We start from the raw sequence: 25,334 nt of genomic DNA, 5'->3' as shown, positions 1-25,334 counted from the left end.
TAGTAATTTGGAGTTTCCCGCTGCCCGCGCCAGCACTTCGTCAGCTCCGGGGCCGTTTGGCGCGCTCGGAGTCTATCGGTCGCTGTCAATAGAGTTGGCCAAACGTGACGTGCTAGGACGATATCGTGGTGCTAGTTTCGGCTTGCTCTGGTCGCTGATTAGTCCATTTCTGATGCTGATGGTGTATTCGTTTGCCTTTGGCTTTGTAATGAAGTCAAGGTGGCCGCAGGCTGCGCAGGGGCATGTGCATTATTCGATCATTCTGTTTGTTGGGCTGATCGTGCACGGATTCTTTGCGGAGTGCCTCAATCGATCTCCCCATTTGATTACCGGAAATGCCAATTTCGTCAAACGAGTAATCTTTCCGCTCGAAATTTTACCGTGGCCGATGGTTGCATCAGCGCTGTTTCATACCTTCATGAATTTCCTGGTGTTTCTGGTCCTGCATATTGTGCTGGACCACAGCGTGGCATGGACGATTGTGTTGCTTCCATTGGTGCTGCTGCCGCTGGTCATACTGACGTTGGGGGTGTCATGGCTGCTGGCGGCACTGGGTGTCTACCTGCGCGACATAAGCCAAGTTACCGGTGTACTGACCACTGCAATGCTGTTTCTCTCCACGGCCATGTTTCCGATTGATGCCTTGCCGGTGCGGTATCGCTGGTTGCTAATGATCAATCCACTATCCTTCATCATCGACCAGGCACGTAACGTTGCTTTATGGGGCAAGCTTCCTGACTGGATCGGGTTGGGGATCTATGCCCTGTTGGCATTGGCTGTACTGTACTTGGGTTATGCGGCATTCCGTTTGACACGACGGGGGTTTGCCGATGTCATCTGATCTAGCGATCCGTGTCGAGCGGGTAGGTAAGGCATTTCCGGTTTACAGCAAACCAATACATCGGCTGTACCAGATGATGTCTCCGCGCTCGGCGAAGCATCGTTGGTATCAGGAGTTTCATGCACTGCGAGATATAACCCTTCACGTACGCAAGGGTGAAACACTTGGCATCGTTGGGCGAAATGGGTCTGGTAAGTCGACTCTTCTGCAAATCATCTGCGGCACGCTGACACCCACGACGGGTGAGATTCAGATCAGTGGTCGTATCGCTGCATTGCTTGAACTTGGTGCTGGATTCAATCCGGAGTTCACTGGGCGCGAAAACGTCGTTCTCTATGGCACCGTGCTCGGACTCAGCCGGCAAGAAGTTGATGCGCGCTTCGATGAAATCGCTGCATTCGCGGAAATTGGCGAGTTTATGGATCAGCCCGTCAAATGTTACTCCAGCGGCATGTATGTCCGTCTGGCGTTTGCTGTGGCGATCCATGTAACACCAGATATCCTCGTGGTTGACGAGGCGCTGTCAGTGGGTGATGAGGCGTTTCAGCGCAAATGCTTCGCACGAATCAACCGTATTCGTGACGACGGGGCGACCGTGCTCTTTGTTTCTCATTCGGCGGGCATCGTCACCCAATTGTGCGATCGCGCCATTCTGTTGGACCATGGTGAACTCTTGACGCAGGGGTCACCCAAGTTCGTGGTATCTCGTTATCACAAGATGCTTTACGTACCACAGGATCGCGCTGCGGCGATACGTGAAATGATCCGTTCGGAGCGCGAAGAGGATGAAGCGTCACAGAGTGACATCTCGCTCGGTCTGTCGGATATAGATCGGCAGGATGCACGGGTGGTTGCTTCGGCAAGCGAGCTTCCCTCAACAGCGGAATCAAAGGGATCACGTGGATGGTTCGATGAAGGGTTGGTGCCCAGGAGCACTGTCCGTTATGACACTCGGGGGGCGCACATCAACCAGCCCCACATCGAGACACCCGACGGGCGCAAGGTGAATGTACTTCATGCCGGCGATGAATATGTCTACGTCTATCGTGTGGACTTTCAGGAAGCCGCAGCGGGAATCCGTTGTGGAATGCTGATCAAGACTTTGACAGGGCTTGAGTTGGGTGGTGGTGCCAGCAGCTTGCCGGAAGACTCGATCGCGTTGGTGGAGGCAGGTAAAAGTGTCGAAGTGCGCTTTCGCTTTCGCTGCCTGCTCGATGCAGGAACCTACTTCACTAATGCAGGTGTGTTGGCGCGTCTCGGTGAAGAAGAGACTTACATCGATCGACTGATCGATGCAGCGATGTTCCGTGTCATGCCCCAGCCTGAGCGACTGGCAACTGGGTTGATCGATTTCTGCGTGATACCCGATATTTATCTAATGGATGCTAGCAAGGTAGAGGCATGAGCCAAGAGCAGCGCAATCGTAGACAGGCTTTGCTTGTACTGGGCATGCACCGTAGTGGGACCTCGGCGCTGACACGCGTTCTGAACTTGCATGGCGTGCCGTTAGGATCGGATTTACCTGAGGCTGCCTTCGATAATGAAGCGGGCTTCTGGGAAAATCAGCACTTTGTGCGATTTCATGAGCGCCTACTAAGTGCGCTCAATTCAAGCTGGGATGATCCGCGAGAACTTCGCGAAGATTGGCTTCATGAGCCGCAGACGGCAGTCTTTCTTGATGAGCTGATGACGCTGATTGCCAGCGAATTTGGCGAAACTCCGATCTGGGCCGTCAAGGATCCAAGATTATGCCGTCTCTTCCCGCTATGGTCGGTTGCGCTCGCGCGCTTGAATATTCAGCCGAAGCTGATTTTTGCGATGCGCGATCCGGCTGAAGTTGTTGGCTCGTTAATCCACCGGAATGGTCTGTCGGCTGCTTCAGCTTCGCTGATATGGCTACGTCATCTTGTGGAGCCGGTTAAGGAGTCGCATGGGTTGTCGCGCTGTGTGGTCGATTATAACGACCTGTTGAGTGACTGGCGCTTTTGCATGTCGCGGATGGCTGCCGATCTTGAGATTGATTGGCCCGTTTCATCCGCGGCTTGCGCAATAGAAGTTGATGCCCACTTGCGGGGGGATTTGCGACATCAACGACGAGATCGGGTGAAGGATTTGTTGCCTGGCACGTGGTCGCATCCTTTGTTCGACATTTACGAGACCAGTCGTGAGGTGGCGTGGGGTCAGAAGACGTGGTCGGAGTTTGAGGGTCGCCTAAATGCAATGATGGTTCACTTCGAATTTGTGCGTCCACTAATTGCAGATCTGCATCCGAAATCACTGCGTGATCAACTGAGCGTCAAGATGGCTCAGTTAGAGCAAGTAGAGCTAAGGCAGGCAGCTGAAATTATGGTGGCCAAAGCCGCGCAGGAACGTCTTCAGTTGGAACTGGCCGAAACACGAGACAATTTGAACGGACAAAATGAGCGGCTGATTGCTGCACGCGGCGAAATTGTGAAATTCAGAGCACGGATCCATCTGCTTGAAGAAGCAAGTAATGAGCTTCAGATGATCAAGGCAAGTCGTTCTTGGCGTTTGACGCGGCCACTGCGCGTGATCGCTCGCATGCTTCGTCATCGAGGTGTTAGTAATGGAGACCGTGCAAAACTGCAGCACCTACTTCAGCGCAAAGATGCAGCTAATATGGCTACTTCCTCGTTACTGCCTGACGCCAGGGATATTTCGAATATCCGTCCTGCATCACAGATGCCTAATCGACCTGATTTTTTTGTCTGGTCAGTGATAGATTGGCATTTCCGCATTCAGCGCCCTCAACACCTTTCGCGGGAACTGGCTGCAAGCGGTCATCGCGTGTTCTATATCTCGAACCTTTTCGTTGACCATGCAGAACCTGGTTTTGTAGTGGAGCCGCTCGACAACGATGGCAGATTGTTCAGGGTGCAACTTCATCTTAAGGGTAGTCCAGCGATTTACCATGCGATACCGACGCCAGATGCTCAGGAACAACTCCGGATTGGCGTGGGGAAAATGCTTGCTTGGGCGTGTGGTTCGTCCAACATATCTCTTATACAACATCCCTACTGGCTGGAAACGGCGCGTATTTTGCCCAATCAGCGCATTGTCTATGACTGCATGGATCATCATGGTGGCTTTGCCGACAATAGCCCGGAGGTCTTGGCGCGGGAAACAGACTTGATGCGCACGGCTGATTTGTTAGTCGTAACGTCGGATTGGCTTTACGGAGAGACCGCTAAGCAAAACTCTAATCGGCTCATAGTCCGCAATGCTTGTCAGTACGAACACTTTGCTCATCCGCCAGAAGAAACTTTCAAGGATCACAAGGGGCGTAGGGTTATTGGCTATTACGGTGCCATTGCTGAATGGTTTGATCTGGATTTGCTCGAAAAGATAGCGCAGCGTTTTAATGATTGCTTAGTGCTTATGGTGGGGGCCGATACGGCGGGTGCGCAACAGCGCTTGCGGCATCTGCCTAATATCCAGTTTACCGGTGAAGTACCTTATTCGAAGCTGCCATTCTATTTGTACGGGTTCGATGTATGTTTGCTGCCATTCCAGGTGATACCGTTGACCCTTGCCACTAACCCCGTCAAAGTTTATGAGTATTTGAGTGCTGGCAAAGAAGTGGTGTCGATCCTATTACCGGAAATTCGGCAATTTGGAGATCTCGTACGCACCGCTATAGACCACCCTTCATTTGTCGAAGCTGTGGGAGACGCACTTGCAATTGAGCCAGATACTGGCCTTATGGCAAAGCGCCGCCAGTTTGCCGCTGAGCAGACTTGGGTGCATCGTGTGCATGATTTGGTCGAGGGTATTGCTGCGTTACCGGAGCCACGCGTTAGCGTGATTGTGGTGACCTACAACAATCTTGAACTTACGAAAGCCTGCCTGCACAGCCTAGAGTCGCATAGTGCGTATTCAAATCTCGAAATGATCGTGGTCGATAACGCTTCGGCTGATGATACTCCGGCGTATCTAAAGACTTGGGTGGCGGCCGATAACAATCGCCGCGTTATTCTCAATACTGATAATCGTGGATTTGCAGCTGCCAACAATCAAGGGCTTGAGGTTGCGTCTGGTGACTATCTGGTGCTTCTTAATAACGATACTTACGTTACGCCCGGTTGGATAGCAACGCTTATGGGCCATTTGCGGCGCTCGAAGACACTCGGTTTGATTGGCCCGGTCACCAATAACATAGGAAATGAGGCCCGCATTGATATCGCCTATAACGATATGGATGAAATGCTGCAAGCAGCCTTCGAATACACGGCTCACCACGTTGGGATGTTGACTCCGTTGCGAACGGCCGCGTTCTTTTGCGTCATGCTACCTCGGTATGTATATGAAAAGGTGGGGTCGCTGGACGAATCCTTTGGCACCGGTTTCTTCGAGGATGATGATTATTGCCGACGTGTAGAGCAGGCGGGCTGGAACATAGCTTGTGCTGACGATGTGTTCGTTCACCATAATCTGTCAGCATCGTTCAATAAATTAAAACAAGAAAAGCGGCAGGCGCTGTTCGAAAAAAATAGAGCAATCTATGAGGCCAAGTGGGGTGTTTGGGAGCCTCACGGGTATCGCGGGGAAAGGTGAAACGATCATGCGCGTAACTGGTAATACAGGAGGCGAAGCTGTGCAGGCAGGTGAATCTTTGCCAGTCAAGACACTTGCCGATGGTCTGGCACGAAGACAGGATAATTTCCTGCTGCTGCGCTTTATTGCAGCCAGCATGGTGATTTACGGCCACGGGCTCGCCGTAGCGAACGTCAAAGGCGCGTCGCCGGATCTATTTATTCGCCTTGGTTGGGGAACATACTCAGGTACACTGGCAGTGTACATCTTTTTCGTTGTTAGCGGATTTATGATAACGGGCAGTTATCTACGGCGCCGGCATTTAGTTGATTTTCTCTGGGCGCGTCTGTTACGAATTTATCCCGCTTATTTTTGCTGCCTCGTTATATCGGCCTTTGTGTTGGGTGCTATTTACACTACTTTGCCGTTGTCTGAGTATTTTCAGAAACCCGGTGTATTGAACTACGTTATACAAAATCTCCGACTGCAAACCACCATGATATGGAAGCTGCCTGGGGTATTTTCTGGTAATCCGCAAGACGCCGTTATTAATGGCGCAATCTGGACTCTACCGGCAGAGTTCCGGATGTATCTATGGGTGGCATTAGTCGGAATAGTCGGCATATTGTCACGCCGCTGGTTATGCATTTTGATTATTTTGACGCTTTTCGGCTTAGGTGTTGCACGCCCTGAAGCAGATACACTAATGATCCCTAGTATATATTTGCATCTGGCTGCCATGTTTGGCTTTGGCGCGCTGTGTTATTTATTTCAAGAATACATTCCTGTGGGATGGTCCTACGCAGCCGCCGCTGTGCTGGTTGCATATCTTCTACGCGATACAGCGCTCTATCAGTTCGCCTTTGGTATGGCGATCGTACAATTTTCATTTGCTTTTGCGCATTGCCTGCCCTGGTACGGATTCAATCGGTTTGGTGACTACTCATATGGTATTTATTTATGGGGCTATCCGATGCAACAGGTGCTTGCTCACCATTTCCCTGAGATGGGGCCGAAGCATAATGCATGTTACGCATTTGTGCTCGCGCTTGTTATGGCTGCACTCTCGTGGCACTTTGTTGAGCAGCCAGTCCTTGGCTTGAAGACGCTCCCCAGAAAATTGCTCAAGTGGCTAAATGGCATTTTTGGATGGCCTCGCATCGGAAAGGTGTCTCGATCGGCCTCGGATTGAAGATTTAATTAGTAAGGATATTTATCAAGGGCAATCGTGCATGCGCCCAATGAGGGTGGCTCCGATTAGGGAGGATACATGGGCTTAATCAATATGAATGATGTTGTGCCAACACTTAGCATTGTTGTTCCAGTTTATAACGAACAAGATGTGTTGCCTGAATTTCATGCTCGGTTGCTGCGCGTGTTACAGGAAGTCGGTGAGTCATTTGAAGTGATTTACGTCAACGACGGAAGTGGGGATCGATCTTTGGCGCTTTTGAGCAAATTTTGTGCAGAAAGTGATCTCATTGCATGCATTGATCTTAGTCGTAATTTTGGTAAAGAAAGCGCAATGACGGCTGGTATGGATTACAGTCGGGGCGATGCGGTAGTGATCATTGACGCTGACTTGCAAGACCCTCCTGAATTGATTCCAGAACTTTTGAGTCGCTGGCGAGATGGTTTTGACAATGTCTATGCCACTAGGCGTAAGCGTCACGGAGAAACCTGGCTGAAACGAGCCACTGCAGGTCTTTTCTATCGCGTGATCGGAGGACTGTCGAGGGTAGAGATTCCCGCAGATACCGGTGATTTTCGTCTTCTTAGTCGTCGTGCCGTCGATGCATTGCTGCAATTACGTGAGCAGCATCGTTTTATGAAGGGGTTGTTTGCCTGGATTGGCTATGATGCTATTGCCGTGGAATATGACAGGGACCCGCGCTTTGCTGGCCAGTCGAAGTTTAACTACATCAAACTATGGAACTTTGCGCTTGAGGGTATTACATCCTTTTCGATCGCGCCGTTGAAGGTATCTTCTTATTTTGGGGCATTTGTTGCATTCATTGCCGGAAGCTATGGGCTCTGCGTCGTCATCAAGACAATGGTCTTCGGAAATCCGGTGGCTGGTTACCCTTCTCTGATGTGCTCGGTGCTTTTCCTTGGTGGCGTGCAGCTCGTGGCAATTGGTGTTCTCGGTGAGTACATTGGAAGGATGTTCAATCAGACAAAGAATCGCCCACTTTATTTTGTCAAAAAATATTATCGTGATGCTGGTAGGGAGCGCGAGGCATGAGGGCAATGATGCCATGGCGCAATCTGGCGTGCTTGATAGCTGTTATTGCGGCGGCGTTGGCAGTTAATTTTTGGACGCTTAACGTAGCGCATTATTTCTATGCAGATGATTGGGGCTGGCTTGAACGGGCAGCGTTTGATAAATGGACGGATATATTTCATATATTTCCGCAAAGCATTTATAACGATCGTCCCGCCGGATTCATATTTATTTTCTTGATGTATCGGTTGTTCGGTTTAGATAGCCATCCATATAACGTACTATGGCTATTGCTGCATATCATCAATTGTGCAGTTTTTTTTTCATTGGCTCGTCGGATATTGCCGACGAATAGGGCATTAATAGCGGCTATAGTTGCTGCGGCTTGGTGCAGTACTCTTATAGCTGTGCATTGGGTGGGCGCCATCTTTGACTTGGCGGGTGCCACATGGTGTCTACTGTGCGTACTGTTTTATATCCAGTCCAGTAATGCAGTGCGGTGGAATAAATTGTTGCTGGTTACCGCCGCAGCTTTGACACATTTTCTGGCGATTCGCTGCAAAGAATTTGCTTTGGCTTTGATTGTAGTTCTAACGAGTTGGGAATTTTTAGTAATAAAAGGACAGTCGTTTAATCGCCGTCTCATACGTCTTGTGCCACACATCCTGATAACGGTCGTATTTGGCTTAATTTATCTTAGACTATATCGACTTGATGAGGTCTTTGTCTCGAAAGGCGCGTACAAGCTCACGTTTTCGCTGTCAACTTGTCTTGATAATGCAGCTTATTACGTATCACAGGCATTCTATATACAAGGCCACTCTTATCTGATATTGGGATATGTGTTGCTCATTGCCTTGGTTGTTCTCGGGTTTACCTCCAGAGCGGCTCTTGCTGGCTTAATATCTGCTATTGCCTTGATGGCGGCGGTTCTCGTCATGCCGAATCAGCACAATACGCTCTACCTATATGCGCCGCATTTCTTTATTGCACTGACACTGTGCTCCATTAAGCCACGCACCGGAATGGCAACGGCCCTGACAGTGTTGTTAGCTCTCGTGTTGCTTGGATGGCCTTTTTATTCTCATCAATGGGAATGGTCTAAGAATTTCTATCTTCAAAAGGGAGCTTATAGCTTTCGTTTGATGAAGGACTACGTGCGTGATATGAAGGGAGAACCCGTACCATCCGAAGTAACTATTGGGGTTGCACAGCCATACTTCGATCCCTTTTCGTGGGCACAAGGTGCTGCGTTAAGGCTTTATTACGCAGATCGCGAGATTACAGTCAAGATAATTAAGTTATCGGCAAATAGCGTTGATCCCTGTACGGGTGTAGTTGGTATTTGCTTGGTCGAAAAAAATGGACATCTGATTTTGCATCAGTAGGCATCAAGTTTAAACACGTGCTTATTTAAATCGCGTATATGTGTCGTGACGCTTACATGCGAACTTTGGAACCGAGAGAATTTATGAAGCATATCATTTGTATTGTTGGTACCCGCCCGGAAGGCATAAAAATGGCGCCGTTGATAAAGGCTTTGAGGCGCGAGTCGTGGGCACGCGTGACTGTGCTAGCCACAGCGCAACATCGGCATCTTCTAGATCAGGTGCTGGCGCTGTTTGATATACATCCTGACGTTGACCTTGACATCATGCGTCCGAATCAGACGCTGCCTGAACTCACCGCGCGGTTGATCACCGGGCTCGATGAAAAGTTCACCGCGCTAATGCCTGACGTCGTGCTAGCGCAAGGCGATACAACAACTGTCATGGCGGCGGCACTGGTGGCGTTCTATCGCCGAATACCCTTTGGTCATGTTGAGGCGGGGCTGCGGACACACGATCTCGATAATCCCTTCCCAGAAGAGATGAATAGATTAGTGGCAGGACATCTAGCTAGATGGCATTTTGTCCCAACTGAACGATCTCGACGAAACCTGTTGAGGGAAGGTATTGCGGATAGCGCGATACACGTTACAGGTAATACTGTGGTCGATGCCTTGCTTGATGTCGCCGCGAGTGAATGGCCTTTAGATATCGCACTTGATCCAAAAAAAAGATTGATATTGGTCACGGCTCATCGTCGCGAAAATTTTGGGGAGCCATTTAGGGCGATTTGTCGTGCGCTTCTTCAGCTACTTGACCGATATGCCGACATAGAGGTCGTTTATCCCGTACACCCCAACCCGAATGTAAGTACGGTTGCGCACGAATTGCTCGGTGGACATCCACGAATCCTACTTTGTGATCCATTGGATTACGCACCATTTGTGGAGGCGCAGAAACGTGCTTGCTTGATACTCACTGATTCGGGAGGCGTGCAAGAGGAAGCGCCAGCATTGGGCAAGCCCGTTCTAGTGCTGCGCGCCGAAACAGAACGTCCGGAAGCCGTTGATGAGGGTGTCGTCCGTTTAGTTGGTACCGATGAGGCGCGTATAGTTGAGGAGGCGTCACGCTTACTCGATAGTGAGGAGGCTTATCGGGCGATGGCGCGAGGGGTATCGCCCTATGGCGACGGTCAGGCTGCAGGTCGTATTGTTTCGGTGCTACGCAATTCTTTTTTTCCAACAACTTAACGTGCCCTTGGGAGAATGCTTGCAGCTGAATTGATTGTGGTCTTGGATGTTTTGGACAAGCTGGAGAACTAAACGGCTTTTCTACTCGTGTAAGTTGATCGCGTTTATTAAAGGTCTGGCATGCTTAAATCGATCAAGACTCGATGGATGTTGTCAATATTTGGTCTTTACGGGTTTTACGCCGCCTTTTGACCTCGGATGTAATTTTATTCGATTTTTCTCAATCCATACATTTTATACTATAGTATAAAATGTTGAAAATTGTTTCATAATTATTTTTATGAATTGTGCATCGCATTTTATTTATTTTCTATGACTTATATAAATAATTTCTAGAAGTGATTATTAGTTCGATATTGCTGACGCGATAGGCGATCGGGTCTGCTGTTTGCAAGATCCGGTTTCACTCAGCTTTTTTTTACAACTCACTTCCAGCACGGCCGCATTGAATAGCACTTGCTGATAGTTCTCGGTCCGGATTGAATCCTTGTTGTTGGCGAGCCTTCTTATTAAGGAGGAGACCGCTAGGTCACCGTCCTCCGGTAAGCCTACGGTGTCGAATAGCAAGCTAGGTAATTCATACGCGCTGAGATTGAGTCGCTGTGGTGTTAGTGGCCGGTTGGATATCAACATGTAGCGGGTGTGTTCCTCGATGTTTGCTTTGCCATCGTCGAATCCAAGGTCAGCGAATGCATGTGGCAATGCAGGAAGATGATCGCCGTAGAAAATCAGGATTGTCCAATGCCGTCTCGCCATCAGTGCTTTCGAAAAGTCCCCGAGAGCCTGGTCGCCGTTGACCAGATGAGACAGGTAATAGGTCATTTCTTTGGTACCCGCAGGGGAGAGGTCATGCGGCAGTGGATGATCCTTCAGTAGTCGAGCTAGTGGACCGGGATTGAAGTCCCACGGACCATGATTTTCCATGGTGATAACCATGTCGTACTGGGGCGTTGTTTCAGTATTGTCGAGATGCGCCAGCACGAAATTGAAAAGCGCTCGATCTGATATGTACTCGCCGGCGTGAGCAGCGTTCTGGAAATCGTTCTCGTAGTAGCTATGTTGAAAGCCTAGTTGCGGCATGACGAGATCCCGATTCCAAAAGCCTGCACTAAATGGGTGGAATAGGGTAGTTGAATACCCGAAGGCTTCAAGGCGATGCGGTACAGTTGGCATCCATCGAGCTGCAAGGCCGTAATAGGGGTAGGTAACGGCCGGAAACGCCTCCATTGGATAACCGGTCAAGGTTTCAAATTCCGTGCGAATCGTGCCACCTCCGTAGGTGGGCGTTGTTAAGCTTCCCGTGATTCCGGTCGCAGCGATCCGTTCGAAGTTGGGTACAAACTGCCCATAATTAACTCCTCGCATCACACCAGGGTCAAAGAACGCTTCGCTCTGCACCATGACGATATCCGGTAGCTCTGCAGGAGGCTTTCGTGTCGCTAGGGCGGCTACCTCTTTAGCATGCGACCGGGCGAAGCTTGTAACGAGGGTCGTATCAGGTTGCGGGATTGGGCTGCCGGAGTCCTGAGTCATTTTGACCAGTCCTGCCATGAGCCCGACTTGATGCACGCTTTGCATGGGATCCCATGGCTGAAAACCAGGTAGTGCATTAAGAGAATAAACGTTCCGCCAAAAACCAGCACCTTGGTAGAGCGTGAAAAGAGCGATGGCGGACAGCAGTGTTACTGTTACACGTGCCAACGATCGTGGCTTTGGCCAGCGGCCTTCCACAAGCCAGATGCCGTAGAGCAGTAGCATAAATGCCGCAACGGCCAACAGCAGGAGATATAGACGGTGACCCGTATAGTGGGCAAAAAAGCCCATGTGACTCAATACCTGCTTTCCGAGTACTAAATCGCCCGGCACAAGAGGTTGATTTAGGTTGAATACCTTGACCGCGCTTAAGGCATAAACAGCACGCGTTATACCGCTGCTTATAACGATCGAAAGAAGAAAGCGACCACTGAGGCCATAGATAAGCAGGATAAACAACGCAATGGGTAGGCCGTTCCGCCAGATGAGTCCAAGGTCAAGGGTGAAATACCATGCTGTATCGGAGCAGCAGGCGATGACGGTACTCACCAGCGCTATTATCGCCACGCGTGCACCTATTGCCCATGGGCCTGTGGCATTTATCACAGCACGGGCGCGTTCTCTGGCTCGTGACCAAATTGCGTTCATTGACTCCCCCGTAGTAGTCATATCGCTCTTGTCGAACTTGAAAAGCCCCAGTTTTGTTGAGCAGCCTGGACGGCTGCCGAAATGAAATACCCCGCGCTGACATGCACTTGCCTATAACCGGTGCCGTTCCAGTAAGACTCGACCGTCTTAGTTGAGGCGATAGGCACCGGCTATTCGGGCTTGCGCTAGCGCATATATCTGCGAGTCCCCCTGCATGTAAAAACCAAAAGCTGGAAAATTCGTCAGCTTCAAGAAAGATTACACAATTATGACGCCAAATGCAGCGGGAGGCCGATGCGCACGCCAGACAGGCGTTCCGGAGCACCTGGAATTCATGAGTGGCGGTCTATACGCCGTAGGTCTGATGCGCAGGGGTTTGTGAAGGCACCGCTTTCAGTTGTCGCGCTGCCGACCGAAAATCGAGGCGGTCCCAGCGTCAATCTTCCTCTTTGGAGAAAGCATTCCCACCAAATACTACGAATGGGCAGACCCCCAATCGACTAAAGAGCATTCGCCGCATCAGGTTCTCCTCGCTTGGCAGGGGTGTAGCTTGTCTAGACAAGGGGGGGGATGACTGTCGGCCGAGCAAGGGACAATCAGAGGCTCTCAAATGTGATTTTAGACTCGACTGTCCAACCTACGAGCGCCGTGGCGCATCGAGCGGAGCGGGCTCTCTCAAGTTCACCAGAACGCCGGGCGAGTCATCTTCCAATCAAGCCGGAGAGTCGCGCTATTTGGTGGCTTCGATCATGATTTGCTCGTGACCGATGTGGCCAAACTCCAGTGACCAGTACAAGTGGAGGTTTACATCGGTGAAGCCGCAGGAATAAAAATCTTCAAGAAGATCCCAGCCAAAATGGTAATAACAAAGGATCCCCGCTTGCGGATCAACAGGATCCCCGTGAAATTCCGGGGGAAGAAGATGTCGGACTTCTCCATCATTGGCGTCTACCGTGGCTCGAATGAGACTATGCTCATAAGAAAGTACGAACGGGACCGTCATAATGACTTTCCCTCCTCGCCTTAGAACACGTTCAAATTCCCGGAGTGCAGATTTGTACGCGGGGACATGTTCAAGTACGTCAAAAGTCAAGACAAAATCGAAAGAGTTATTTTCAAAGCTCAGTGCTGTTACATCTTCGTGGCGAACGCCTCGAAGATTGAAGGCCCCCGCGCTGTACTCCGGACCGAGATACTCACTTTTGATGGTGAACGGATATCGGCTGGACACGTATCTCGCAAAAGGTGTGACCTGCTCCGTCATATAGATTCGAGGTTTAGTGGGACCAACCAGTCGATCGAGCACTTGAGCGGTCAGGCGTAGTCGATTATTCAAGCGGCAGCGTGGACAGACGAGTCGTTCGCGCCAATTGACACTGGATTCGCCGGAGTAACTACGGTCATAGATAAATGACTCGACCCGGCGACATACCCAGCAGTAACCAGGCATCACTGATGTACCGTCAGCCACCAGCTGTTCTTCCAGCTCACCTTCAATCATTCGGCGGGCGGCAAAGCGAGACGACTGTATTTCACGAACCTGTTCGTATTCAGCATGCGATTTTAGCTTCATGCACCAGGGCGGTGGCGGCATGGGTCGGCAGGGAGTCCACCGATTCAGGCCCTTACGCAGAATGGATTTAGCGGATTTGAACATCGTCCTTTTCTCCGGGCTGGAACTGCACCTAACTCGGCTGGTGACCTTGCGAATAATGATTCTGGATTACCTTTTGCTAATGATGAAACAACCTGTTTCTTGAACCCGCAACAATAGAACACCGGAAGCCAGCATTTCATTACACCAGCCTTGGACGCCACGGCTTTAACTATAGGCTATGCGAGCTTGAAAGCGTCTGCGTGATACCACCACTAGTCGTGTAGCTCGAGTCTTTAGCCTCGGAAATCCCTTTCTCTGACGTCGATAGCATCGCGTTGAGCACGGGTACTAATTCTGCTGTGAACCGAGTTCTCCCTAGGGCATTGAGGTGATTGGTGTCAAAAAAGTATTCAGGGGCTTCGAGATTCAGAAATGAGTCTTCGGCCACAAACGTGACATTGGAGTAACGTGTCAACGTTCTGGCGAAATGCGCCAACGGTTTTGTCGATTCGTGAAATACCTGGGGGAGAGGTGAAGTAGGGACGCGTACGAAGATAATTTTCGTATTACTTTGTGCGTAGCGGGCACAAATTTGGCTTAGCCATTTGCTCGTGTAGGCATCAAATGCAGATGCTGAATAATTATAAGGATGAACAAATCGCTCAAACACGATGTGTCTCTGGCTTGCGGTCAATCTGGAAGGATATGCCAGCGCACCCGTTGTAGAATTAAGAGCAAGCCCAGTCATCGATTCCGGGTGACCAAGATACTCGTCGCCAAGATGGATGCCGATGCGTACGCGCCAGCGAGTGGCTCTGATGCGCTGCTTTGGATGAAGCAGAAAGTCTTGTACATCCATGCGATAATTGAGTGCCCAAATCGCCGCATGCGACCACATCACCAAACGCTTTTCTGGAGAGGGGAATGTGTCCGCCAGGTCGATAAAATCCCGTGTTGTGATTATGGGAGCTAGAATATCGGCATCCAGTTCACGATCGTCGAATGACGGCTCTGCAGGAGAGACTTCGCGATAGCTGGGGAGGCTGATGACAACGGCCAAATATCGATTGGCATTTGGATCCATATACTTCAACAAGTAGTACCAGGAACGAAGCGATGTCCCCGGAATGCCGGCCTGGACAAAGTGGAGCTTCTTTCCTAAGGCGCCGCTGTTGGCCAGCCGCGCAGAAAACCCTTCGCTCATGCGCGAATCACCAGTAAGCAAGACATCCCTTGCCGGATCCGCAGGCCTGAGTTTCTCGAAGTGAGCAACCCAGTAGGCGAATCCTGCGATGGATGTCGGAGATAGCCAACGATCGTATAAGCGTGACCGGAAAATGCCGAAATCGAGGGTCGCAAATGTTGCTGCTCCCAGTAGAAGCAGCAGAAGCAAGCGCTGCGTGGAGAGTTTAGAATCGCGCATAAATGAACTCGCCGCTGTTGCTGCTTGCTAGCAGAAGGATGGCCATTAACGCAGTTGCGTAACCAACCCATCGACGGGCCGATCCGTTGTTGCCGAAGATCATCTCGCCCAAACGGCATAACCTCAAATAGCCTGTGCCTAGATCAAACGCGATCAGGGCAGACGCTAAGGCAGGAATCAGGAGATCACGATTGATAGATGGTGGGAGCGGACCGGTGAAGGGGCGTTCGGCGATGCCACGTATGTCGAGAATTGCCGAAGATATGGATGGTTCGCGGAAGATGGCGAGTGCAAAGCAGACCATATGGAACGTGACAATTGGGGCGTAGAACTTTCGCACCTTCGCAAGAAAGGGATGTCCCTTGAAGAACACGTTTCTTGCTCTCAGTGTCAAGGCTGAGCCAGTCATGAAGATACCATGGATGACACCGAATACTAGAAATGTCCAGTTGTCACCGTGCCAGATCCCAATAAGCACCATGTTGATCATGATGCTCAGCGGGAGCGCTATAAAGCCAAGGTTGCGCAAAGCCATGCGCAGCGGCATGAACAGGTAGTCGGTCAGCCAAGTAGTCAGACTCATATGCCAGCCGCGCCAGTATTCCTGGATATTGTTGGCGCGAAATGGCCGGTCAAAGTTAGGTGGCCCTTCAATTCCGAAGAATAGACCTATCCCGATTGCAATGTGGGTGACCCCTGAGAAATCTGCGAAGAGCTGGAGAGCGTAGCCATACTGGGCGGCCAGTAATAATCCACCACTGGCGCCTAGATCGGCATCAATAGCATGAACTAAGGCGCCAATATGATCAGCGACGACAAGCTTTTCAAAGAAGCCTAAAAGAAGTAGTGCGACGGCACGCTCAAAAACAGCTGGCTGCAGCGTGCCGAAGGTTGGAGCCGTAATTTGCTCGAAAAACTCCGGAGAACGCTGGATAGGGCCACTCAGGATCTGTGGAAAGAATGCTACATAAAGACTTACGGCTATGACATCCCGCGAGGCAGGTACGCTTTCCCAGTAGACGTCAAGAATATAGCTGATGGATTTGAAGAGGTAATAGGAAATTCCGATCGGAATGATCAGGCCATTGAATAGAGCAGCAATGCTTGGCGCCTTCAGATAGCTGCAGATCGCAGTGAGCGTCTGGTCGTACTTGAAAAAGACAAGCACTCCGAGCAGGCTGGTAATAGCAATCAGCAGTGCACAGTTCCTGATGCCCTCGGACTTGCTTGAGCCTATGACTCGTGCGGCTGCATAAATGATTAAGCTCACTCCAGCCATCAGAAGCGAGTAGCCGACGCTCCACGTAAAGTAAAAGAGATAGGACAGTACCAACAAGTAGGTGCATTTGGACTTCGCTGGAACGAGGTAAAAAACAGGTATTGCGATAGTCAGCCCGATCAGGAATGGTAGGGAAGTGAAATTCATCAGGGGGTCTTTTGTGAAATCAGATCAATAAAGTCACCGACATTACGCATGTTTTTTACCTCGCGAGTGGACATGCGGATATTGAATCCTTTTTCCACGGCGACAAGTAGGTTCACGTGAGAGAGAGAGTCCCAGCCGTCGACATCGTCTGCGGTCATTGTGTCGGAAAGGATGAGCGTATCGTCGTCGAGCACATCCCGAAATATGGCTGTAAGCTTTTCATGTATGTGAGTGCGATCCATGTGCTTTCCTTTAGATCAATGACGGGGATTGAGGGGCTGCGTCACGCGCAAAAACGGGCCTATCCTGGTAGGCGTCAACGGGGAGAGCCCAGTGAGTCGTTCCATCCGGCATTTCTTCGACTATTTCGAAGCCGAAATCTTTATAGAAATGCTTAACCATTCCGTTCTTCTTCGTTGGTATGTAGCAACCTTTTACGTGCGCAAGGTCAAGCTGGCGAGCAAGGCGGACAATATGGTTCATGGCGAAGTTCTCTACGCCGCGTTGAAGGACCCTGCAGCTCATTAAATACTCGTCGATGACGAGAGCGTTTTTAAAGCGTTTTAGCACGACAACGGAAATTAAGCCATAATTGCCGAATCTGTCCTCAAGCGTCAGCGTAAAGGGAAATGAGTCATGGGCATCCTGCATAAGTGCCAGACAATCGCTTTCACTATAGCGCCTTGTAGTGAGGTTGAATTGATTGCTGCGTTGGATGAGCTGTGCAATGCGTGGAAGATTAAAAGCGTTAAATCGCTCCAACGTGATCGTCATGTTCAATGAAAGTAAATAATCTTCAATATGATCGAAACTAAATTTCGCTTGCTCGCGCTGGGCTTCCAGGCGATACATGTCAGCACGTTCGGCATCTGCTTCGGAATAGCTCGCCGCCTCAAAGAGATTTAGTTCCGCCAAAGAGCGAACATATTGCGCAGGATCATCGGGTAATTCCGGAACGATAACTTCAGGTAGCAACTCTCGAACAAGGTTACGTTCGAATGGGTTGTCATCCAGAAAGACGATTGAATCGAAGCCAATATTTAGCGTTTGCTGGATGTGGCGGATATTATCTGCTTTGTTGTTCCAGTTTGCGATAAAGATAGCGATGTCGCTTTCTTTGAGCACCATCTCAGGATGGTGTTGGAAGGGTAGGGTTGCATTGTGGTGATCGTTCTTACTGCATACGGCAAGGATAATTCCTCGGTTTTTGAGGCTGAGAATAAAATGCTGGAACGCCACAAAGGCTTCACCATCTTCTATATCCCCTAGTCGGATGCCTTCAAGTCCATCGTCACCAATGACTCCCCCCCATAGTGTGTTGTCCAAGTCGAGAACAATGCACTTAACTATCTTGCCAACCGACGCTCCCATTATGTCGACGAGGCTGTGACCAAGAAGCGGCATATACTCGAGCGCGCAGGGTTCCTTGGCGAGCGCCCACATTTTTTCGTCTATCCAATGGCGACGCCCTACCGAAGCGGCGAGATAGTCCACATCCTGCAAAATAACTTGGCTGTCTAGGCGAGCTAACTCGACAACTTTTTGGTTCACCTCAGCGACGAATTGATCGGATGCCACGGGTACCATACGCCCATAGTGGCCAAAGGGGCGTTCCAGTGGCAATACAAAAGTCGACTGAATGACCGTCGCGCGAGAGTGCGCCTTGATCGCAGTCCATAGCGGAGATAACTGTTTTGTCACGTATTCGGTACCTACGCGGTGCCCCGAATAGATTTTCCGTTTGAGTTTTTCAGTTGACTTCATTATCAAAATAAAGTCTGGTTCAAATGCATACAGATTGGATGCAGGATTGAACACTTCAAGTTCGATCGTATCGTAACCTGCTTCGTATACCTCGATCGCAAGCCCTCGACGTGCTCCGATCACTTGGACAAGCATGGTCAGATGTTGTGTAGCACAATCGGCAAGTAGAGCTAGCCGAACCGTCCTGCCGGCACACGCTCTAAGCTCATCAAGCCGCTTTACTTCTTTCATCAATTTGAAGTATTCGAACGCGGAGCCGTCGTTCTTTTCCAAGTGGAACTTGTGTATATCCATACGTTGACTGAGTTGCCTTAGTACAGTTCTCGATGATTGGCCTTGTAGCACGGGGCCAACGCGAACGTGGGTTTGACGCCATGGCGGTAAGAGGCTACTCAGCAGGATGCCCTGTATTGAGAGCACCTATGGACTGAGAATGCCTCCTCGACTAGACATTTTTGTGTCTGGACGTCACGGCGTGATCTAACTTTCTGCGTGCCCTTACTTCTCTGAAGATAACGAACTGACATGGATGGCCGCAACTTTTTAAAGCCATTTGAGCATATCCTTTCAAGCAGTGAAAGAGCCACAATTGACTGTGGCTTGGCCACATCTCCAGTGAATGGGTGGCGTGGTATTTATTGTCGTAGGCGCGTAAGCGTTATTGTTGACCGCGCAAGTAGCGTTCTTTGGTCAATTGCTGTTACCTTAATAAGAAAAGCGTACTCATTTCGGCGATGAGGTATAAATTTGACTATCCAAAGGGATAGTACATATAGATATCTGAGTTCAAGCAAGAAGGCTTAGTATGGAAAAGATGGGTTGTCAGGATGCGGCACGGAGCAGTCTATCAACGGAATTGCTTCCGGCACATGAGGAAATCGGCAACAAAGAAGAGAAGCACATGCGCTCGACATTCGTCGAAGTAATTTGGCCGTGGCGTCAAGACTACGCTTATTAATTTTCATATATAGGCTGAAATTATGCACAATATAGGGCAAGGTAGCTACGTCGTCGAAAAAGTTGCGCTAATTATCGTATATCTTATCGCTGGGGCAGCGATCATCTTTCCTTTGATGACTGGGGTGAGCCCGAAGGGTTGGAGTTATTTGAGCGGAAGGAGATTTGTTTCTGTGGCTGCCACCATTGCAGTGGTAGTATTTTTGCTGGGACCGTCAACAATCAATTCAGGTATTATCATATTGATGCTTATTAGTACGGTGGCAGTTTTTATTTTTTCAAAAAAGATTACGGACGAAGATATTAGATGGACGTCTTTTCCGCTTCTTTTTCTAGTCGTCTTGACGTCTTCAACCATCGCATGGTGGCTGCACGGCTTGCCGCTCTTGTTCAAGACCGTATGGGTTTTTTTATGTTTGGTTCTTTTTGCATTGTTATTGATATCTGTCGAGGATAAGTCATGTAACTACTTACGCTGGTCGGCGCCAGTTTTCCTCTTCATTACGGCTGCGAGCATCGATGCTTTCTCTACTGGTCTTTATGCAAATCCATGGGTGTCATGGCTAAGCTGGCATCACTGGGGTGCATACATAGGTCCTGCACAGCTTGTTCGAGCCGGGGTTCGCCCCTTTTTTGACGTGCCACTTCAATATGGACTAGGCCCTACTAGCCTTATCGCGATGACATGCCGACGATCTTGCTGGTTTAGCATGTACGCACTAGTCGCTTCCTTAAACCTTGCTTATGGTGTTTTGCTGATCTATGCGGCAATCAAGATATGCGGAGGAAAGCAGAATGTGTTATTAAATTTTCTAATCGTTTTTCTTGTATTTATATGTGTATACGTATGGACAGCCTATCCGCCAAACATGGGTTCGCCAAGTCTAACGCCCTCTGTAGCGGGTTTTAGATTTTTACCCTTAACGGCTTTACTATGTGTGCTATTAAATAATCGTGATGAGCCTCTGCTTAAACACAAGGTGTGGTTCTCTCAATTGATCTGGACAGTTGGTCTAATTTGGTCTCCTGAAAGTGCTTTTCAGGTAACTGTTCTCTGGTGGCCTTATTGTGTCTGGGTCCGTTGCACAGGGATATCTGAAAAAGAAAGACGTTTTAAGGCTTTTTTTCTAGCCAATGCAAAATTGGCAATCTGGGCAATCGGTATAGTGGTAACTTTTACGGTCTTCTATAAATGGATACTAGGAGTCTATCCAACGTTGAATGGTTATCTGGCCTATGTGCTTTATCCACCGGGAGCCATGCTGGCCAATCCGTATGGTATTGTATGTTTTTTTGGAATTGCATTAGTAACTGCAATCGTCAGTATATATCAGTTGTTGTATAGTGAGCAGGAAGACGCTAAGATTAATAATGTTTTGGTGACTACGCTGTCTGCTTATGGGGCCGCTTCTTACTTTCTGGGTAGAAGTCATGATAATAATTTACTTAATATCAGTGTATTTTTTTTATTGATGCTGTTGGCATTACGCGAGCTGCGTCAATTTCCATGGACTAGACTTGTAGCGTGTATATCTCTGTCTGCATTACTTGCATACCCGATTTTGGGTGGCTGGGGTCAATGGAGTGGTGTTATTAGAGCAGGGAACCTTGTCGAGGTTCGTCCCACAAATGTGGTGCGAAATTATAGTTATATGCAGCCGGCTGGAGTTGAATCAAATAGGGCTGTCAATGGGCGATGCTCCAGCGTTGCTGGCTCGAATGATGCCGCTACTGGAATGAAAGTGATAGTATCCGATTATCACGAGCCAGTAACGGTCTTTGACCCCGCAATGAATTTAGAGGGATCTGTTGCGGGAAGTGTTTGGAGCGCTTTTCAAGGTCCCGAAAACTATGCTTACCTACCTCCTCCGGTTAGGAGAGAATTTCTTAAAAGAGTTGCAGATAGGCTAAAGAAACCGGGTTGGGTGTTAATGTGCAAGGATTTTAACGGATCAGCATGGTTGTCGGACTATGATGCCGTCTATAGAAGAGACAAAACCTTGGATTTTGGTGAATATTATGGAATCAGATATGTTCCAAAATAATTTTGAGCTATTCTTTATATCATGAATTCAGATCGTGATACCTTTAAACCGATTCCAGTCCAGTCGCCGGCGTCTAATTGGCTATTATTTTACATTAGAAGAGTTGTTGATCTTCAGTTTAATAGTATTATTCGCTATTTACGGCCGGCCATTAAGGAATTCAAGGGGCAGATATTAGACGTGGGTGCTGGACAGTCCCCTTGGCGTGCATGGATGCCGGCTACGACAACCTACGTTGGTTTAGATATTAAATATGCGAATGATTTTGGTATGAGTAACAAGCGAAAAGATATTGTTTATTATGCGGGGGGGGTGTTTCCTTTTATTGATGAGTCATTTGATGGAGCTATCTGCATCGAGGTTCTTGAGCACGTCGAGTCGCCAGATGAAATGATTGCTGAAATTGCCAGGTGTCTTAAACCTGGTGCGATCTTGTTGTTGAGTACGCCATGGTCAGCGAGGCGTCATCATATTCCATATGATTTTCATCGATTTAGCTGTGAACAATTGGAGAAGCTTTTATCTACACATGGATTTTCGAAGATATTTATTAGAGAACGTGGCTCCGACATTTCTGCGATAGCTAATAAATTGTTGATATTAAATTTAAGGCAAAAACCGAATCGCCACTTTTTTTTGTCTCTACTGAGACTTCCATTTTTTTTAATCTTACTTCCCTTAACCAGCGCGTTTATATTGACTTCACATATTGCAGAGTGGTTCCATCTCGGAGGGAAGGAAGATCCTTTGGGGTATTTCATTAGGGCTATTCGCAAATAGAAATTAAATAATCGGGGGGGCTCTGTCGGCCCGTGGGACGAAGATTCTATATGAGGGATTGGCGCTGTAGCCTTTCAAGGGAAGATAGTTTTGGAGAATGTATTGATAGATCAGAGGGTGTGTGTGCTGAAAACGTAGAGTATCTCGCCCATCCAAGGCTTCATCTGTTATGAGTATAAATCCTGGCGCTGCGTGTGAGAGACGAGTTATTTCTTCCTGTTGAAACGCTGCATCCCTTGGCCACGCAGTGTAGATTTCCCAAGTAGGAGAGCGAGCATTAAATAAAGAGTACGCACCTGGCATAAACGGCATAACGTAGAAGTTTTGCCCCCTTCGAGTGAAGTGACTTCTTAGATCTTGCAGCAATGAAATGTCGCTAGCAGTGGCGTGGTCGACCCACAACAGATCATTGCCGATTCTGGCGTGCTCGCAGGTGGACGCTTGCGTACATTGCCATCCTGGATGCAGTGGAGTAGTTATCAAAAGACTCATAGCCAATAGTGCGATAGCAGCTGGGAGGCTCCAGCGTAACCTCCAATTTGCTAGGAGGGCTAAGATGCCTATTAATGTAGGAAAAGAGCCTTGGGCTAAATGTGCAACATCGGCTCTGGAATAGGCGTAATGGGCGTATGGGATTGCACAAAAAGCACAGGAAACTACAAGGGGGGAAATGGGGCGTCCTGTCCAGCGTTTGATGAATGCAATCGTGCTACATAATGCGCCAAAGACTGGAAGTAAAATGAAAAAGCTACCAGTAGCAATATATCGCCAATGATCTAACGATGATAGTTTGACAACGCCATGCTTCCATGGCCAGGGGACAGGGAGTGGCAGATTTGTCGACTTAACGGCGAAGATGAATTTGACACTGTTAATGAACGCTGACATAAAGCCCTTCGCAAGCACCATAGTGATAAGCATGGGCAGGAATCCCAATAAAACGCCAGCAGCATAGAGAAGAATACCTTTCCTCCACGCTTGCCAGTGAGTGCACTGTGTACCTAGATAAAAAAAAGTAAGTGCACTGGCGGATATACCATATACACCGTGATTTCTACCTATATAGGCCGCAAACCCTACCATGAGACCAGCGAATAGGTAATTTGCTTTGCCAGGACTCTGTATAAGACGCGCCTGTGTGAAAACAAGGCCAATCGACATGGCTATGTCAAAAAGCTTGTGCCTGGGAACCATCCACGTGACGAGAATCGCTATGGCAAGAATGATGAGTCCCCGCTTTTGCCTCGCGCTCGTCATGGAGATAAGCGAGACGATAGCGGTAAATAGGGCGCATAACTCCATAACTGAAGCGGCGTAGCGGATCGCCATGATGCCCCGCGTTTTGGTAAGTTCTAGAAACAAGGCGCACCAGTAGTAGCGGCCAGGATCGTAAGACTGGAAGTCTCGTATGGGCACTTCCCCTGCTATAACACGTTGCACGCCGTACCAAAGGTAGCTCTCGTCCATAAGGCTAAAGCCCTTGTGTCCCTCCCAAAGTAAAAAAAAGGCTACGAAAATTATGCAAATCAGCGCAATTAACAGTAGTTCTGTACCCTGCGTTCTTTGATATGTTTTTGGAGTTTTTGGGGCGGGCCCATTGAGTTGGCTCAAGGATGACATGAGGAGGCTTACTCTTGACTTGAGGGAAAGACATGCTTAGAAAGCAAATAGAATTGTAAGGCCGCCATTATTGGTGTAACGCCTATTTGGCTTTCAATGGGGCCAAGATGAAATGTAATCAGAGTCCGAAGCAAGAGATAGTTTGCGAGATAACAGAATAGATAGACGATAGTGAATGGGAAAAAGCGCCCAGGTGAAAGTGAAGAAAAGACAAAGCGTCCCGTCGTTAAAAAATTAAATAGCACTCCCGCAACATTCCCCGTAATGAGAGCGATCCAGACGTGTGTGCCAAAATAAATTAGCGCGGTATAGGCTATTAGGCCGAAAATGGTGTTAATTACGCCAATAAATATAAATTTGATAAAACGTCGGTTCAACTTCACTTAAAAGCACCTGTGCTATCAACAGGTCTGAACCCATAAGTAAAAGTGTTTCCAACATTCGTGGTCAACTTAATACGGTCGAGCGCCATTAAATTAAGAATTTGACGTATAATTCGCTTGAACTCAATTGGCATGGGCATTAACTTTAGCCAATAAGAAGCTGCATACGTGTTTGAGAAGGCGCGGACATTTATATCGCTGTATCCGGCAAGACTATATAATGTTGCTATACTTTTTTCTGAAAAGAGCTGCATATGTTCAATGTCGATGATGGGCGATCGCCGTCCCATTAACCGATTGACGAAGCTTCTATAGTCATGTGTCACAGTCACGAAAGCGCCGCCTGGCTTTAGTAAGCGGTAGGCTGATTTTGCGATATCCATGGGGGCCGCTACGTGCTCCAATGTCATGAAGCAGCAAACCAAATCGAACGATTGTGAGTCGTAGAGGCTCTCGCAAAAGATTCCCTCACGGATCATGCCTCTGATACGGGGTGATGCTGATTTAATAGCTGCGACAGACGGCTCTACGCCGTGGACAGTTGAGAACCCCCGGTCCAATAATTTATCTAGCAGGACGCCTGTTCCAGACCCAATCTCTAAGGCGCTATTCATCTGTATTCGGGTGAGTACAGGCTCGAGCTCTCGCAAATACGAAGCAGCAGCATCATTGGCTTCCTCTGCACTGTCGTATGCGGCGTCATGATAGGCGCGTTCTAGTGCGTTCTGTGACGGAGGAGTGTTTACGTATACAGTGCCGCATTTTTCGCAGCACAACATTCCATAGTTGAGAAATTCGGGCTCTTTTCGAGACGCAAAACTGAAATTGTTAAGGCGAGAGGCATCGATCCGCTCCTCAAGAAAGCGAATAGCTTGATCATTTGATGCGCCGCATGTTGGGCAAGAACGTGAAGTGCGATCTAACAGATGCGTTTTTGAATTGGCAGGAATATTTTGCATAG

General features: G+C 48.9%; 18 protein-coding genes. 9 read left to right on the top strand and 9 right to left on the bottom strand.

Annotated features, from left to right (window positions below):
* The first annotated feature begins 7 nt into the window (after positions 1-7).
* The 7 genes from AC4HNJ_RS06855 (at position 8) to wecB (ending at position 10,197) form a co-directional block, all read left to right on the top strand.
* A complete protein-coding gene (locus tag AC4HNJ_RS06855; RefSeq protein WP_490478801.1) occupies positions 8-841 on the top strand; it encodes an ABC transporter permease in 834 nt (277 codons plus the stop codon).
* Positions 831-2,246 carry an ABC transporter ATP-binding protein gene (locus AC4HNJ_RS06850; protein ID WP_490478800.1) on the top strand — a complete coding sequence of 472 codons (1,416 nt, stop codon included), beginning with the start codon at positions 831-833 and terminating at the stop codon, positions 2,244-2,246. The genes AC4HNJ_RS06855 and AC4HNJ_RS06850 overlap by 11 nt, the downstream gene beginning before the upstream one ends.
* Complete coding sequence (locus AC4HNJ_RS06845) at positions 2,243-5,416, top strand: glycosyltransferase (protein ID WP_490478799.1); 3,174 nt, start codon at positions 2,243-2,245, stop codon at positions 5,414-5,416. Before AC4HNJ_RS06850 ends, AC4HNJ_RS06845 begins: the two co-directional genes overlap by 4 nt.
* A 7-nt stretch (positions 5,417-5,423) precedes the next feature.
* Complete coding sequence (locus tag AC4HNJ_RS06840) at positions 5,424-6,587, top strand: acyltransferase family protein (RefSeq protein WP_490478798.1); 1,164 nt, start codon at positions 5,424-5,426, stop codon at positions 6,585-6,587.
* A 78-nt stretch (positions 6,588-6,665) separates the two neighbouring features.
* Complete coding sequence (locus tag AC4HNJ_RS06835; RefSeq protein WP_490478797.1) at positions 6,666-7,640, top strand: glycosyltransferase family 2 protein; 975 nt, start codon at positions 6,666-6,668, stop codon at positions 7,638-7,640.
* Positions 7,637-9,007, top strand: coding sequence for a hypothetical protein (locus AC4HNJ_RS06830; protein WP_490478796.1), 1,371 nt, complete (start codon positions 7,637-7,639; stop codon positions 9,005-9,007). Before AC4HNJ_RS06835 ends, AC4HNJ_RS06830 begins: the two co-directional genes overlap by 4 nt.
* Before the next feature lie 83 nt (positions 9,008-9,090).
* A complete protein-coding gene (gene wecB / locus AC4HNJ_RS06825; RefSeq protein ID WP_490478795.1) occupies positions 9,091-10,197 on the top strand; it encodes a non-hydrolyzing UDP-N-acetylglucosamine 2-epimerase in 1,107 nt (368 codons plus the stop codon).
* A gap of 345 nt (positions 10,198-10,542) precedes the next feature.
* Here wecB and AC4HNJ_RS06820 read toward each other — a convergent pair whose 3' ends face one another.
* The 6 genes from AC4HNJ_RS06820 to AC4HNJ_RS06795 all read right to left on the bottom strand — a co-directional run bounded on the left by AC4HNJ_RS06820 (position 10,543) and on the right by AC4HNJ_RS06795 (position 18,861).
* Positions 10,543-12,279: an LTA synthase family protein gene (locus AC4HNJ_RS06820; protein ID WP_490478794.1), complete on the bottom strand. Its 1,737-nt coding sequence runs from the start codon at positions 12,277-12,279 to the stop codon at positions 10,543-10,545.
* Positions 12,280-13,108: 829 nt separating this feature from the next.
* Positions 13,109-14,035: a class I SAM-dependent methyltransferase gene (locus tag AC4HNJ_RS06815; protein WP_490478793.1), complete on the bottom strand. Its 927-nt coding sequence runs from the start codon at positions 14,033-14,035 to the stop codon at positions 13,109-13,111.
* Positions 14,036-14,204: 169 nt separating this feature from the next.
* Positions 14,205-15,398 carry a hypothetical protein gene (locus AC4HNJ_RS06810; RefSeq protein WP_490478792.1) on the bottom strand — a complete coding sequence of 398 codons (1,194 nt, stop codon included), beginning with the start codon at positions 15,396-15,398 and terminating at the stop codon, positions 14,205-14,207.
* Positions 15,385-16,824, bottom strand: coding sequence for an MBOAT family O-acyltransferase (locus AC4HNJ_RS06805; protein ID WP_490478791.1), 1,440 nt, complete (start codon positions 16,822-16,824; stop codon positions 15,385-15,387). The genes AC4HNJ_RS06810 and AC4HNJ_RS06805 overlap by 14 nt, the downstream gene beginning before the upstream one ends.
* The gene (locus AC4HNJ_RS06800; protein WP_490478790.1) at positions 16,824-17,066 is read right to left on the bottom strand and encodes an acyl carrier protein; all 243 of its coding nucleotides are present in this window, start codon (positions 17,064-17,066) and stop codon (positions 16,824-16,826) included. The genes AC4HNJ_RS06805 and AC4HNJ_RS06800 overlap by 1 nt, the downstream gene beginning before the upstream one ends.
* Positions 17,067-17,076: 10 nt before the next feature.
* Positions 17,077-18,861, bottom strand: coding sequence for an HAD-IIIC family phosphatase (locus AC4HNJ_RS06795; RefSeq protein ID WP_490478789.1), 1,785 nt, complete (start codon positions 18,859-18,861; stop codon positions 17,077-17,079).
* 707 nt (positions 18,862-19,568) lie between these two features.
* On the opposite strand from AC4HNJ_RS06795, the gene AC4HNJ_RS06790 reads away from it, so the two are divergent.
* A complete protein-coding gene (locus AC4HNJ_RS06790) occupies positions 19,569-21,590 on the top strand; it encodes a hypothetical protein (protein ID WP_490478788.1) in 2,022 nt (673 codons plus the stop codon).
* Positions 21,591-21,611: 21 nt separating this feature from the next.
* Positions 21,612-22,370 (top strand): class I SAM-dependent methyltransferase, encoded by a 759-nt coding sequence (locus tag AC4HNJ_RS06785; RefSeq protein WP_490478787.1) that lies wholly within the window; start codon positions 21,612-21,614, stop codon positions 22,368-22,370.
* A 3-nt stretch (positions 22,371-22,373) separates the two neighbouring features.
* On the opposite strand, the gene AC4HNJ_RS06780 is transcribed toward AC4HNJ_RS06785, so the two are convergent.
* The 3 genes from AC4HNJ_RS06780 to AC4HNJ_RS06770 all read right to left on the bottom strand — a co-directional run bounded on the left by AC4HNJ_RS06780 (position 22,374) and on the right by AC4HNJ_RS06770 (position 25,332).
* Entirely contained in the window at positions 22,374-23,837 is a 1,464-nt protein-coding gene (locus AC4HNJ_RS06780) for a hypothetical protein (RefSeq protein ID WP_490478786.1), read from the bottom strand.
* 161 nt (positions 23,838-23,998) lie between these two features.
* Positions 23,999-24,373 (bottom strand): GtrA family protein, encoded by a 375-nt coding sequence (locus tag AC4HNJ_RS06775; protein WP_490478785.1) that lies wholly within the window; start codon positions 24,371-24,373, stop codon positions 23,999-24,001.
* Complete coding sequence (locus AC4HNJ_RS06770) at positions 24,370-25,332, bottom strand: class I SAM-dependent methyltransferase (RefSeq protein ID WP_490478784.1); 963 nt, start codon at positions 25,330-25,332, stop codon at positions 24,370-24,372. Before AC4HNJ_RS06770 ends, AC4HNJ_RS06775 begins: the two co-directional genes overlap by 4 nt.
* Between the last annotated feature and the right edge of the window lie 2 nt (positions 25,333-25,334).

This window comes from Dyella sp. SYSU CM1112, from assembly GCF_058216415.1.
Note: the sequence above shows the minus strand (reverse complement) of the source record. Positions and strands in the feature narration are given on the sequence as shown.

Bases quoted from the DNA above. Each gene is read 5' to 3' on its own strand.
- AC4HNJ_RS06850 (WP_490478800.1), top strand. From the start codon at position 831: ATGTCATCTGATCTAGCGATCCGTGTCGAGCGGGTAGGTAAGGCATTT.
- AC4HNJ_RS06845 (WP_490478799.1), top strand. From the start codon at position 2,243: ATGAGCCAAGAGCAGCGCAATCGTAGACAGGCTTTGCTTGTACTGGGC.
- AC4HNJ_RS06840 (WP_490478798.1), top strand. From the start codon at position 5,424: ATGCGCGTAACTGGTAATACAGGAGGCGAAGCTGTGCAGGCAGGTGAA.
- AC4HNJ_RS06835 (WP_490478797.1), top strand. From the start codon at position 6,666: ATGGGCTTAATCAATATGAATGATGTTGTGCCAACACTTAGCATTGTT.
- AC4HNJ_RS06830 (WP_490478796.1), top strand. From the start codon at position 7,637: ATGAGGGCAATGATGCCATGGCGCAATCTGGCGTGCTTGATAGCTGTT.
- wecB (WP_490478795.1), top strand. From the start codon at position 9,091: ATGAAGCATATCATTTGTATTGTTGGTACCCGCCCGGAAGGCATAAAA.
- AC4HNJ_RS06815 (WP_490478793.1), bottom strand. From the start codon at position 14,035: ATGTTCAAATCCGCTAAATCCATTCTGCGTAAGGGCCTGAATCGGTGG.
- AC4HNJ_RS06810 (WP_490478792.1), bottom strand. From the start codon at position 15,398: ATGCGCGATTCTAAACTCTCCACGCAGCGCTTGCTTCTGCTGCTTCTA.
- AC4HNJ_RS06805 (WP_490478791.1), bottom strand. From the start codon at position 16,824: ATGAATTTCACTTCCCTACCATTCCTGATCGGGCTGACTATCGCAATA.
- AC4HNJ_RS06800 (WP_490478790.1), bottom strand. From the start codon at position 17,066: ATGGATCGCACTCACATACATGAAAAGCTTACAGCCATATTTCGGGAT.
- AC4HNJ_RS06790 (WP_490478788.1), top strand. From the start codon at position 19,569: ATGCACAATATAGGGCAAGGTAGCTACGTCGTCGAAAAAGTTGCGCTA.
- AC4HNJ_RS06785 (WP_490478787.1), top strand. From the start codon at position 21,612: ATGAATTCAGATCGTGATACCTTTAAACCGATTCCAGTCCAGTCGCCG.
- AC4HNJ_RS06780 (WP_490478786.1), bottom strand. From the start codon at position 23,837: ATGGACGAGAGCTACCTTTGGTACGGCGTGCAACGTGTTATAGCAGGG.
- AC4HNJ_RS06770 (WP_490478784.1), bottom strand. From the start codon at position 25,332: ATGCAAAATATTCCTGCCAATTCAAAAACGCATCTGTTAGATCGCACT.